A 13,153-nucleotide genomic window follows, 5' to 3' on the forward strand; every position below is an offset into this window, starting at 1 on the left:
ATTAGTCATGAGAATAAGATTTGTAAAAACTATTTGTATAATTTTTATATTGTGTTTATTGACTTCAAACATATCTTTTGCAGCGGAAAGCCAAACTGAAAATGAAAATTATTCAGATATAGATTACCTGAAAAGTGTAATGGATATGATAAGAGACCGGTATAAGGGAAATGTGACGGAAGAACAGTTAATTGAGAGTGCAATAAATGGCATGTTTAGTGCCATGGATCAATATACCGAGTTTTTTGACAAAAAAGAGGCAGACAGCTTTTTTAGCGATATAGAAGGTTCTTATGTTGGAATAGGAGTAAGGATATCATCCCAGACCAATGATATATGTGTTGTAGAAGTGTTCGAGTCTTCTTCAGCTGCTAAAGCAGGAATTATAAAAGGAGATATAATAGTAAAAATAAATGATGTAAATGTTGAAGGAAAAACCAGTGAAGAGGTTGCAAATCTTATTAGAGGAAAAGCCGGTACTAAAGTTAATCTTGGTATAATGAGGCCGGGACAAAAGCAATTGCTTAACATAGAAGTAGAGAGGTCGGAAGTAAAGATTAATCCTGTGACTTACCGTATTATCGATGATATTGGCTATATAAAACTTGATATTTTTAATTCCAATTCCAGCATTAACATTATAAAAGCACTTAAAGAAATGGATAACAACAATATAAGTAAGCTGATATTGGATTTAAGGGATAATCCGGGAGGAGAGCTGAGCCAGGTAATCAAAATAGCTGAAAAATTTGTTCCGGAAGGATTGATAACAAAATTGGATTTCCAGTCTGAAAAAATGGAAGATGAATTATATTATTCCAAAAACAAAGAATTAAAGTACAAATTAGTTGTGCTGGTGAATGGATTAAGTGCCAGCGCTTCGGAAATCTTAGCCGGTGCGATACAGGATACCGGAGCAGGGGTTTTGGTAGGTACCAAAACCTATGGGAAGGGAAAGGTACAAAATATTTATCCCGTGTTATCGCCGGAGGCATATAAGAGATATTCGAAAGAGTTGGGAGCCACTATATTGGATGCATATGATCTGATAAATAATTACGATATCATTCCTTCGGAAGATGAAATAATTGGATGGGCGAAAATTACCACAGGTGAGTATTATACACCCAAAGGAAGAATGATAGACGGTATTGGCTTAGATCCCGATTATTATGTTGAAAATACATATATTGTAAATGGAGTGGATATAAGAACTATAGATACTCTTTCAAAGCAAGTAAGAATAAATGTAAATGATAAAAGTATTGATGTTCTTAATGCAGAGAAAATATTAAAACTTTTAGGATACAATATTGCAAAGCCTGATATGATCTTTGACAAAGAATCAGCTGCGGCTGTTTACGAGTTTCAGAAGGATAACGGTTTTTATCCTTACGGTGTTTTGGATTTTGCTACTCAGCAGGCACTAAACGATAAATTGGAGAATCTTATTTTGGAATGTGACAAACAAATGGCCAAAGCTTTGGAACTGCTTAAAAAATAGAATATTATTTTATTGATTTGATTTTCTTTTCATCTTTTTTCGCCATTTTCTAAAGGAAATGGGATATTCGACAAATAAGTTTTGCTAAGCAGGAAGCCTGATGCATCTATTGTATTTATCAAGCTTCCTGCAAATAGATAAGCAACGGAAGAAGAGTGCTTTAAAAGTCTTTCAGCCACTCTAATGCTTCTTCTATAGTTCTGAAATACTCCGTTACTAATTTATCGTTAGCTTGCAAACGATGACGCTGTGCTTGAACCTTCATTGCTACAGTTTTACCAACTGCATATGCAATTGCTGCACAACCTTCCGATTCCAAATTCTTATGCAGATCTGCAAAAATTTTTTGGCATTCCGGATCAATTATTGGATCCATTTTATCGCATCCAACAATCCATGCCCATTTGCCATTTGTTTGTTTTACTCCGCGTCTTACTTCATCAATCATCCATATAATATCTTCTTTAGATACCTTTCCGAATCCGTCAGTAATGATTATGTTTTTTTTAGGTGAGTCATAAAAAACTACAGTTCTACTTTGGCTTTCGTTCATACTAATTACCTCCTTTATGCTTTTATGTATTTTAAACAAGATTATCAGTTGAATTTGTACTTTTGTGAGATATATCGCTTAACTTTTCAATAATACGGTTCATTTTTTCAGTAATTTCCGATACCATTTCATCTCCTTCAATGGAAGTGGCCGATAGTTTGTCTATGGCATTAAGGACATTACTGGTGTATTCGATAACTTCCGTTGAGGTTATATTGAATTCAGAAGCTATACTATTGATAATAGAAGCATCTTTGCTGTATTTTTCAGCAATATCAAGCATTGAAGAATAATCATTATTAACATTTGTGGATACAAACTCCAACAAACTATTTGAGCAATTGGTAAGGTTGTTTACTGACTCTAATACCATCTTTGTTGCACTTTGAATTTTAGAAACGGTATTTTTGGATTGTTCTGCAAGCTTTTTTATTTCGTTTGCCACCACAGAAAAACCTCTTCCTGCTTCACCTGCTTTTGCGGATTCTATAGCTGCATTTAACGCAAGAAGATTAGTCTGTGAAGCTATTTGCAGAATTGTTTGGGATAAAATATTTATTTGATCTACAACGTCAGCATTTTTAATTGCTTCTTTCAATTTTTCTTTTGTTTCTCCAAGGACTACCAGTGTTTTTTGCTGGGATTTAATAACATTACTCTTTGTGGTCTCAGCGCTTTTGCTTATTTCTTCAGAAGTTGCTACTCCCTGTGTAGATCTTTCAGTCAAAGCCTGTGTTTTCTCAACAATATCCAGTGCACTGCAGGCCATGTTTTATGAGGAATCAGAGATTTCTTTCATTACAAACCTAAACTTTTCAACAGAATCGGCTAATTCTTTTATATTTTCGATTATATCAACCGTATGGGCAGAAACTTGCACCTCTACATCATCACTGTCTTTAATGCTTTTATCTTCAGTCGTTTGTGAATAGTCAATCAGTGCTGCTACGGCTATAGAAATTGCATCAATGCTGTCTTTCGAGAGCATAGAGCGTCTGAATATGTCTTCAGGATTGTTACTTACAATTGATGAATTTATATGATTGACCAAATTTTTTAGCGGTTCGTCGATTGAGTGGTGAAGAATTTTTGAGTATAACACTGATACAATGATACCTATAAATAGAGTTGCCAATATAATGAAAAGTTTTATTACCTTGTTTATTTGCATACAGCTTATTATAGCCATAATGCACAAGGGTGGAATTGAAAAACATGAAGAAATCATTATCTTTGTTTTTAATTTTAGATTACTGAACAATACAGTCACAAATAAAGTCACCTCACAATTCTGGATTTGGCTGATGTTTGAGTTCTTTACTATTAATGTCAATAAAGTGAACTATGTTATATTTATCGGAAAAATCCTGGCAATAATTAAATGAAATGGTATCTTAATTCGATAAATAATTTCTTAATTTTTGAAAGAGTCAGAAACGCTTAAAAATTTATAATATTGAGTTTTTTGTAAATTTAGTTGATTTTAAAATTATACCGTTTTTATGTTTTGGAATTTTAAAGCCATAAAGGAGATTATGTGAAAATTATGGATTCAATTGACTTTACACAACAGAATTATACTTATTATAAATGCCTGAATTATTTATGAGTAAATTATTGACAATTAAGAATAATTTTGATATTCTAACATTGATATATTTTTGAGCAACGAAATGTTGCTTTTCAGTTCAAGCGTATAAATTTTTTATAGAGCCGACTGCAAGCTTTGTTGGAAACAATATATTTACACAGGCATCATTGGTTTTAGTGACATATCTTGATTGACGGAATGGCTTGAGTTTTTACAATTTACGGTTTTTACTAATCTTCAGTAGTGTTATGTTCACGTTAATTCTTAACAGTATCACATAGACGCCATTAATCGGCAGAATGTTGTTGTTTAGTTTATAATCGGTTTCGGAGTATGTTTTTTTAATGAAAAATAATGTTGCTTACTTCGTAGTCCAAGCTACATTTATATAAAATTTTTTTTAGGTTTGTCCTCTATTAATGGTATTTTTGCAGTAATCAGGTTATTAAAGAATTTTGCACTCATTAGGTTTGTTTGGATGAATACAGGATAGTGGACGGATTTAGGGGAGAAAATGCTTAAATTACAGTAGAATGTATATAATAAAAAAAAGGAAAAAGGCGAATAATTTTAGGGGAGTATATTTTTATTGTTTGATTAAAGGAGTTTGTTATTAATTATTGTGGTCTTGGCTACGAAGTAAACAGTTTTTAGAATTTATCGGGATATAAGGGCAGCAAAGTTGATGCTGCCTTTATTGTGTACTTAAGGTTATAAAATATGTTATTTATTTCATTTATCAAATTTATTTCATAAAATTTAATCTTCTATTGACACTACATTTTTGCGAATATACAATATAACTTGTATGTTTTGTTTTATGATATGAATAGAACTTTGCTTATTAAATAAGTTATCAGCCGAGGAGAATATCTAACCGGCTGTAACTATTTTTGGAGGATAGGAAATCATGTCTGTTAAGTACATTTTTGTAACCGGTGGTGTTGTTTCCGGTTTAGGAAAGGGAATAACTGCTGCATCTTTAGGTAGATTGCTAAAGGCGAGAGGATTAAGAGTAACTATTCAAAAATTTGATCCTTATATTAATGTTGATCCTGGAACAATGAGTCCGTATCAGCATGGAGAAGTATTTGTAACCGATGACGGAGCTGAGACTGACCTTGATTTGGGTCACTATGAAAGGTTTATTGATGAAAACCTTACCAAAAATAACAATATTACTACCGGAAAAATATACTGGTCAGTAATAAGTAAAGAGCGAAAAGGGGACTATTTGGGAGGAACAGTCCAAGTAATACCGCATATTACCAACGAGATAAAAGAAAGAATTTACAGGGTAGGGAAGACGGATCATACTGATGTAGTAATAACAGAGATTGGCGGAACTGTCGGAGATATTGAGAGCCTTCCTTTTCTTGAGGCAATAAGGCAGGTTTCCACTGAAAAGGGACGGGAAAATGTCATGTATATACATGTTACTCTCGTTCCTTATCTAAGTAAATCGGGGGAACTTAAAACAAAGCCTACTCAGCATAGTGTTAAAGAACTGAGAAGCATAGGCATTCAACCGGATATTATAGTGTGCCGTACCGAAAAGCGTTTAAGCAAAGATCTCAAAGATAAAATAGGACTGTTTTGCAATATCTCGGGAGATTCAGTAATACAAAACCTTGACGCAGAAATACTGTATGAGGTTCCGTTAATGCTTGAAGAGGAAGGTCTTGCTGAAAATGTTTGTGCACGTTTGGGACTTGAATGCAGAGTTCCGGATTTAACAGAATGGAGAGAAATGGTAGAAAAGCAGAAAAGTATTACCGAATCTGTTACTATTGCATTGGTCGGAAAGTATGTTGAATTGCACGATGCTTACTTGAGTGTTGTGGAAGCCCTTAAGCATGGAGGCATAGCAAACGATGTTGATGTTAAAATCAAATGGATAAATTCTGAGAATTTGAATGAAAACAACTTGGAAAGCAATTTGTCTGAATGTAATGGAATTTTGGTTCCGGGAGGTTTCGGAGACAGAGGAATAGAAGGCAAAATACTTGCTGCCAAGTTTGCAAGGGAAAATAAAATACCTTATTTTGGTATATGCTTAGGTATGCAGATGGCTGTTGTAGAGTTTGCTCGTAATGTGGCAGGTTTAGAAGGTGCCAACAGTTCGGAGTTTGATCCTTACTCACCGCATCCGGTAATAGACCTTATGCCGGAACAAAAGGATGTTGACGAAATGGGCGGAACTATGAGATTAGGCCTTTATCCGTGTAAAATAAGCAAAGACACAAAAAACTTTGAGATATATAAAAACGAGTTGATTTATGAAAGACATAGGCACAGATATGAATTTAACAATGAGTATAGGGAGATTTTGACGTCTAAAGGTCTAATCATATCCGGTTTGTCTCCGAGCGAAAAGTTGGTTGAAATAATTGAAATAGCTGATCATCCTTGGTTTATTGGAGTTCAGTTTCATCCTGAGTTTAAATCAAGACCCAACAGACCGCATCCTCTTTTTAAGGATTTCATTCGGGCGGCTGTTGAAAAACGCAATGCAAACTAGTGTTTATTTCTTGGCAGTAAACCTAAATAATAGTTTTTGTACTAAAATGTTTTATGTATAGTATAAATCCTTTCAATCCTGTAAATAATTATACTAAGCAATAAAAGTTACTATTGCTAAAATAATTAAAATAAGGAGTCTATTTGAATTTCAACAATATTCAAAAGACTTCTTTGCAGGATATGGGGGGATTTTGTTATGTTAAAAAGATTTAAGAGTTCATCAGCTTTATGTTGGGTGTTTAAGGGTATTTTGGCAATAATAATGGTATCTCTTTTGATAACGGGAATAGCATTTGCTTCCTATTCTGAAAATATCAACAGCGGATTGTCTCAAAATCTTTTGAGGCTTCATGTTATAGCTAACAGTGACTCTCCGGAAGATCAACAGCTAAAGAGGGATGTACGGGATGTAATCCTTGACTATATGAAGAAAGAATTAAAAGATTTTGATAATGTAGAAGATGCAAAATTGCAAGTTGGCAAAAATTTGGATAAAATAAAGACTCTTGCAGAGAACGAGATAAGAAGACAGAATAAGGATTACAGTGTTAAAGTGATGTTGGGGAATTTTCCTTTCCCGACAAAAATGTATGGTGATATAGCTTTGCCAGCAGGAAACTATGAAGCCCTTAGGGTTGTTATTGGCGAAGGAGAAGGGCAAAACTGGTGGTGTGTGATGTTCCCACCGTTATGCTTTGTAGATGCTACCCATGGTACAATACCTGATTCTGTTAAAGAAGAACTGAAAAGTGTTCTTACAAAAGAGGAGTACAGCATAGTGGCATCTGTGGATATGGAAGATGAGATTCCGATTGAGATTAAGTTTAAGATTGTGGAAATTTTTCAAGGTTCCAGAATAAAGTTAAAAGGTGCTATAAACAGATTGTTTAAAACAGCTCATGAAAAAATTAGTGCCAGATGAATGTTTTTGAGCAAAAACATTTTAAATTCCCGCTTGGATTTCAAATTTTTCATATGTGAGCGTTCATTGAATATATGATTTGTCTGAAATTGCTCTTTTATGTGTTCGATATAAATAAATTTCAGAAAAATTATAGTACTGAAATATAAAGGCAACTTATGGCGTAAGTGTTTTGGTTTGAAAGATTAGCACTTCGGTCGTAAGTTGTTTTTGTTTATTTCTTTTAATAGGGTATTAAAAATATGATATACTATAAAGTATAAAATAATTGAGGATAATACTTGTTGGTTATTGCGTCTGTTCCGGCACAAAAGGCTTGTTTTATGTGTAAAGCAACATGAGCCTGCACAGCAAATGAAGAAAAGTTTTTCTGGATCTGTTGTTGTTTATTCTAAATTAATCCATTTAACTAAAAGTCAGAGGTGAATAAAGTGAAAGATATTATTGCAAACGTGAATTTGGAGTTTTACTTGATTACTTTATTCCGATTGCTTCTCGCTTGTATTCTTGGAGGCTTGATTGGCTATGAAAGGGAAAGCATGAAACGGCCTGCTGGTTTTCGAACTCATATTCTTGTCTGCATGGGATCGGCATTGGTAATGTTAACATCCGAGTATATATTTATGAAATATGGAGGAAGTACAAATATGGATCCTGCCCGTTTGGGTGCGCAGGTAGTGAGTGGAATAGGTTTTTTGGGGGCAGGAACTATAATAAGGGAAGGCGCTAATGTAAAAGGTCTTACAACAGCTGCAAGTCTTTGGGCTGTATCGTGTGTGGGAATAGCCGCAGGAATTGGTTTTTATGGAGGCGCAATTGTTGCTGCGCTTGTCGTTTATTTGACCTTAATGGTGCTGAAAAAACTTGAACACAATTTAGCAAACAGAAAGCATCTCAATGTTTTATACATAAAGACCAGCAATCTTCCCGGGCAAATTGGGGCTATAGGAAACATTTTTGGAAAAAATAATATAAATATAAATAATATCGAGTTTTTAAACAATGAGGACGACGCTGATGTTCTGATAAAACTTTATGTTAGAATACCTAATGATGCAAAAAAGAAAACAGTAATGGGAGAACTTCAGAAAATCGAAGGTGTCAGCAAGGTTTATGAAGAATAAAGTTATACTGGATAGCCTTGACATAAAAAATAATTGACTTTTCATATTCTTTGACCTATAATTCATTTGTTTGCTATTTATTACAGCCGTCGAAACTAAATAAAATATAAAAAGCGAGAGCGCAATAAAGCAGAATAAGTGATTGCTCAACTATTATGTAAAGACTTTAATTTGACTGGAAGAGAGGGATTATGAATTGTCAAGGCTGGACCAGCATAAGACACCGCTGTTTGATGCGGTTAAGAAGTATGTGGATGACAATGTGATACAGTTTCATGTGCCTGCCCACAAAAAGGGAGCAGGACTTAAGGAGTTTCGTGAATATCTCGGTGAACGTGTGTTTCAGATGGATGCTAACGGTATGCAGGACCTGGACTTTGCCAATAACCCGACAGGTGTTATTTATGAATCGGAAAGACTTTTAGCTCAAGCTTTTGGTGCACAGAATGCCTATTTTTTGGTAGGAGGAACTACTGCTGGGGTTCAGGCCATGATTATGAGTGCCTGCGAACCGGGAGACAAGATTATAATTCCGAGAAATGCTCATAAATCAACTATTGGAGGTATTATACTCAGTGGGGCAATGCCTGTTTATGTCCAACCGGAAATAAACGAACGGCTCGGAATTGCAATGGGAATAACTGAAGAAAGTCTGCGGAAGGCTATCAAGGAAAACCCACATGCTAAAGCGGTATTTTTAATCAACCCCACTTACTATGGAGTAGCGTCGGATTTAAAGTCTCTTGTCAGAATAGCGCATAGACATGAAATGGCTGTGTTAGTGGATGAAGCTCATGGAGCGCATATGTCTTTTCATGATGATTTCCCTCTGACTGCTATGGAAGTAGGAGCCGATATGAGTGCGGCGAGTATGCATAAAACAGCAGGTTCGTTGACTCAGAGTTCGATTCTTTTGCTTAGAAGCAATTTGATATCACCTGAAAAGGTTAAGCAGGTATTGAACTTGACCCATACCACAAGTTCGTCATATTTGTTAATGTGCAGTCTGGACATTGCAAGAAAGCAGTTGGCAACTCAGGGCAGTGAAATGCTTGAGGAAGCTTTAAGACTTGCCAGGATGGCCAGAGAAGAAATAAACAAGATAGAAGGTCTTTATGCTTTTGGCAAAGAACTTATCGGTACTCCGGGATGCTACGATTTTGACGAAACTAAGCTTGGAATAAATGTGTCCGGCCTTGGATACACCGGCTATGAAATGGAAGAGAAGCTAAGGAAAGAATATAATATTCAAATTGAGCTCTCCGATATGAATAATATAATGGCCATTATCAGCATTGGTGATACTGAAGAAAATATAGTGGCTCTAATTAATGCTCTAAAGGATATATCTTCGAAAACTGAAGTTAAAGAGTATAGAAAGCCTACAATAATAACACAAAATCCGAAAATGATTGTATCCCCTCGAGATGCTTTTTATAGCCGTAAGAAGTCGGTTCCACTTAAAGAGTCGGTAGGAGAAATTGCAGGAGAAATGATTATGGCTTATCCGCCGGGGATACCTGTTATTTGTATGGGAGAGCGTATTACTCAGGATGTGGTTGATTATATTGAAGTTTTGAAGGAACAAAGATGTCAAATGCAAGGTACAGCTGATCCCCATATAAATTCAATTATGGTATTGGGTTCCGATTAATAAATACATGCAAAATGTATATTGATTGTTGTAAAAAAGGCAGATTTCAAAATAAAAAATTGAATCTGCTTTTTTATTTTGTCAAAAAGAAACAGGAATTTATAATAAAAATTTGTAATACCGAAAGACACTTAAAGCTTTTAAATAAGTTGGTCTATTTGTGACTTTTTGTGAATATGAATAGGACTATGGTGATAACTCAAAAGTAAGTATTAAAACACTAAAATAAGTTAATACGATACTTTAGAGGCATGCGAAAAGGAGTGATATGCTATGAGCAGCACAAATACTTTACTGAAAAACATTAATGATGGAAATACGGTTTATAGGGGTTTAAGTGAAAAAGAGGCAAAAAAGAAATTGGAGAAATTCGGACCCAATATTTTATCGGAGAAAAAGAAAGTGTCGGCATTAAAAATTTTACTTGAGCAATTTAGCGATTTCATGGTGATGGTTTTAATTGCCTGTACTCTTATATCTGCTTTTATGGGAGAACTGACAGAAGCTATTACCATAATAGCAATAGTAATTGTTAATGCGATCTTGGGATTTATTCAGGAGTATCGTACCGAAAAAACTATGAAAGCATTAAAAGAACTGGCAGCGCCAATGGCAAGAGTCGTCAGAGACGATAGACTTGTTGAAATTCCGGCGGAAAATGTTGTACCTGGAGATTTAATAGTGCTTGAAGCAGGAGACAGGGTTCCGGCCGATGCAATTTTGGTAGAAGCTAATGGACTATTTGTAGATGAATCTCTTCTTACCGGAGAGTCGATACCTGTTGAGAAATCCACTCAATCGGGTGACAAAAAAACAGAAAGTATTGGAGATAAGTTGAACCATGTGTTTATGGGGACAATTGTAACAAGCGGAAGAGGCAGAGCCTATGTTACTGAAACAGGCATGTCTACTGAGATGGGTAAGATTGCCGATATGATCCAGGAAATAGAAGATGAACAAACCCCTCTTCAAAAAAGGCTTGACCATTTGGGTAAATTCATTGTGTACGGCTGTCTTGCTATTTGTGCCATAGTATCAATAACCGGAATTATCAGAGGCGAAAAAGTATTCACGATGCTTTTATCGGGTATAAGTCTTGCCGTGGCGGCGGTTCCTGAAGGATTGCCTGCAATAGTCACCATATCACTCGCTTTAGGTGTACAAAAAATGCTTAAGAGAAATTCCTTTGTCAGAAAACTTCCGGCTGTTGAAACTTTGGGATGCGCAAGTGTAATATGCTCAGATAAGACCGGAACGCTGACAGAAAATAAAATGACAGTACGCAAGATATACTGCGACGAAAATACCGTTGAAGTCAGCGGTGGTGCTTTTAGTAGCGAAGGGGAGTTTTTTATTGAAGGTAAAAAAATAAATCCGCTAAGCATCGAAAGCCTTAAGCTTGCGATGGAAATCGGAAGCTTGTGCAATAATGCTGTTTTAAGGAGAACGGTAAAGGACAGTGGAACCTTTGACAAGGTGAAAAAGGCTTTTTCAAGCAAGGAAAAGTGGGAATTGAGCGGAGATCCTACAGAAGCAGCTTTGCTTGTTGTCAGTGCAAAAGCAGGGCTTACTCAGGAAAAGCTTAACAGTACTTTTGTAAGAATTGATGAGATTCCTTTTGATTCGGACAGAAAGTGTATGACTGTAATTTGCGATACGAAAAAGGGTGAGATTTTTGCCTTTACCAAGGGTGCGCCGGATATAATAATAGAGAAATGTACTAAAATATATTCTTCAAAGGGTATCCGCCCATTAACCGATGCGGATAAACGGCTGATACAAAGGAGAAACAATGAGCTGGCAAAAGAAGCTTTGAGGGTATTGGGGGTTGCCTATAGGAAGCTGAATTCCAGGAATTATGACGGGAAACACATTGAAGAAGACCTTATCTTTGTAGGCTTGATAGGAATGATAGACCCCCCGAGGAAAGAAGCAATAAATGCTGTCAGAAAGTGTAAACTAGCAGGAATAAAGCCGATTATGATAACCGGTGACCACAAAGCAACAGCCAGTGCCATAGCCAAGGAAATAAATATTGCATCGGAGAAGGATAAAGTAATAACCGGCGCTGAACTTGAAGCAATGGATGACATTCAGCTTCAATCGATAGTAAATGATGTGGCTGTATTTGCAAGGGTTTCACCCAAGCACAAGCTGAGAATTGTAAGGGCATTAAAAAAGGCAGGACATATAGTTGCTATGACCGGTGACGGTGTAAATGACGCACCGGCTGTAAAAGAAGCCGATATTGGAGTTGCAATGGGTATAACGGGAACTGATGTTACAAAAGAAGCATCTTCCATGGTACTAATGGATGACAACTTTGCGACCATAGTGGCAGCTATTGAAGAGGGAAGAGTAATATATAACAATATACGCAAATTTATAAGATATTTGCTTTCATGTAATATTGGAGAAGTGCTGACAATGTTTTTAGGAACTCTTCTTGGGTTGCCGCTGCCATTATTGCCAATACAAATTTTATGGGTTAACCTTGTAACCGATGGACTTCCAGCTATTGCCTTAAGTATTGATCCTCCGGAAAAGGATATAATGATGAGACCTCCCAGAGGTGCAAAAGAAAATATTTTCTCCAACGGGCTGTTAAATCTTATACTCTTTAGAGGAGTGCTGATAGGTCTGTGTACTTTAGCAGTGTTTATAAGTATACTGCATTTTAGCCAGGATGTGGCTGTGGCAAGAACCGGGGCTTTTGTAACATTGGTGCTGACCCAGCTTATTCATGTGTTTGAGTGTAAGTCGGAGAGGAAAAATATATTTGAAATACCGTTGTTTAACAATATACCGCTTGTTTTAGCCGTATTGTGCTCATTAATAATGATTATAGGAGTTATTTATATACCTGTATTTCAGGGAGTATTTAAAACAGTACCTCTCTCCTATTACGATTGGGTACTTGTGGCAGGATTTTCAGCCCTTGGGCCGGTTGTTTCAAGCTTTTTTAGAGTAAATAGAAAATATATATAGATTTTTTAAGTTTAGAATTTTTCAAATTGTGAACAAAAATAAAAAAATTAATTCAGGATCTTTCCAATCGGAAAGATCTTTTTTATGTAACCAAATAAACTCAAAGAGGCGTACTTACAGCGTGATTTGCCAAATAAATCTTGAAAATTGCCATAAAAAGCTATATAATATGCAAGTCATGATATGCTTATTGGAACATAATATTATAGATATTACGCAAAATGGTTACAATTTGTTCACAATTTATTAAAACAATTTTAGGATAATGGTATTGCGTGTCGTGCGTATATGGAA

9 protein-coding genes are annotated in these 13,153 nt (G+C 35.6%); 6 read left to right on the plus strand and 3 right to left on the minus strand.

Features of this window, described 5'->3' with window-relative positions; genetic code table 11:
• The first annotated feature begins 7 nt into the window (after positions 1 to 7).
• Complete coding sequence (locus CLOCL_RS03070; RefSeq protein ID WP_014253970.1) at positions 8 to 1,504, plus strand: S41 family peptidase; 1,497 nt, start codon at positions 8 to 10, stop codon at positions 1,502 to 1,504.
• 160 nt (positions 1,505 to 1,664) lie between these two features.
• Here the strand turns inward: CLOCL_RS03070 and CLOCL_RS03075 are convergent, their stop codons facing one another.
• Genes CLOCL_RS03075 through CLOCL_RS20865 form a run of 3 tightly spaced genes read right to left on the minus strand, consistent with a single transcriptional unit; the run spans position 1,665 to position 3,327 of the window.
• Entirely contained in the window at positions 1,665 to 2,057 is a 393-nt protein-coding gene (locus tag CLOCL_RS03075) for a hypothetical protein (RefSeq protein WP_014253971.1), read from the minus strand.
• 31 nt (positions 2,058 to 2,088) lie between these two features.
• The gene (locus tag CLOCL_RS20860) at positions 2,089 to 2,826 is read right to left on the minus strand and encodes a methyl-accepting chemotaxis protein (RefSeq protein ID WP_052306568.1); all 738 of its coding nucleotides are present in this window, start codon (positions 2,824 to 2,826) and stop codon (positions 2,089 to 2,091) included.
• Positions 2,827 to 2,829: 3 nt separating this feature from the next.
• A complete protein-coding gene (locus tag CLOCL_RS20865; RefSeq protein WP_052306569.1) occupies positions 2,830 to 3,327 on the minus strand; it encodes a hypothetical protein in 498 nt (165 codons plus the stop codon).
• A 1,231-nt stretch (positions 3,328 to 4,558) separates the two neighbouring features.
• On the opposite strand from CLOCL_RS20865, the gene CLOCL_RS03085 reads away from it, so the two are divergent.
• From CLOCL_RS03085 to CLOCL_RS03105, 5 genes are all read left to right on the plus strand, one after another.
• Entirely contained in the window at positions 4,559 to 6,169 is a 1,611-nt protein-coding gene (locus CLOCL_RS03085) for a CTP synthase (protein ID WP_014253972.1), read from the plus strand.
• A gap of 198 nt (positions 6,170 to 6,367) precedes the next feature.
• Positions 6,368 to 7,093 (plus strand): stage II sporulation protein R, encoded by a 726-nt coding sequence (gene spoIIR, locus CLOCL_RS03090; protein WP_014253973.1) that lies wholly within the window; start codon positions 6,368 to 6,370, stop codon positions 7,091 to 7,093.
• Between the two features lie 431 nt (positions 7,094 to 7,524).
• Positions 7,525 to 8,217 carry an MgtC/SapB family protein gene (locus CLOCL_RS03095; RefSeq protein WP_014253974.1) on the plus strand — a complete coding sequence of 231 codons (693 nt, stop codon included), beginning with the start codon at positions 7,525 to 7,527 and terminating at the stop codon, positions 8,215 to 8,217.
• A gap of 196 nt (positions 8,218 to 8,413) precedes the next feature.
• On the plus strand, positions 8,414 to 9,871 hold the full coding sequence (locus CLOCL_RS03100) for an aminotransferase class I/II-fold pyridoxal phosphate-dependent enzyme (protein WP_014253975.1): 1,458 nt from the start codon (positions 8,414 to 8,416) through the stop codon (positions 9,869 to 9,871).
• A 273-nt stretch (positions 9,872 to 10,144) separates the two neighbouring features.
• Positions 10,145 to 12,859: a calcium-translocating P-type ATPase, SERCA-type gene (locus tag CLOCL_RS03105; RefSeq protein ID WP_014253976.1), complete on the plus strand. Its 2,715-nt coding sequence runs from the start codon at positions 10,145 to 10,147 to the stop codon at positions 12,857 to 12,859.
• Positions 12,860 to 13,153 lie beyond the last annotated feature (294 nt).

The sequence above is a fragment of the Acetivibrio clariflavus DSM 19732 genome, from assembly GCF_000237085.1.
Classification (GTDB): Bacteria; Bacillota; Clostridia; order Acetivibrionales; family Acetivibrionaceae; genus Acetivibrio; species Acetivibrio clariflavus.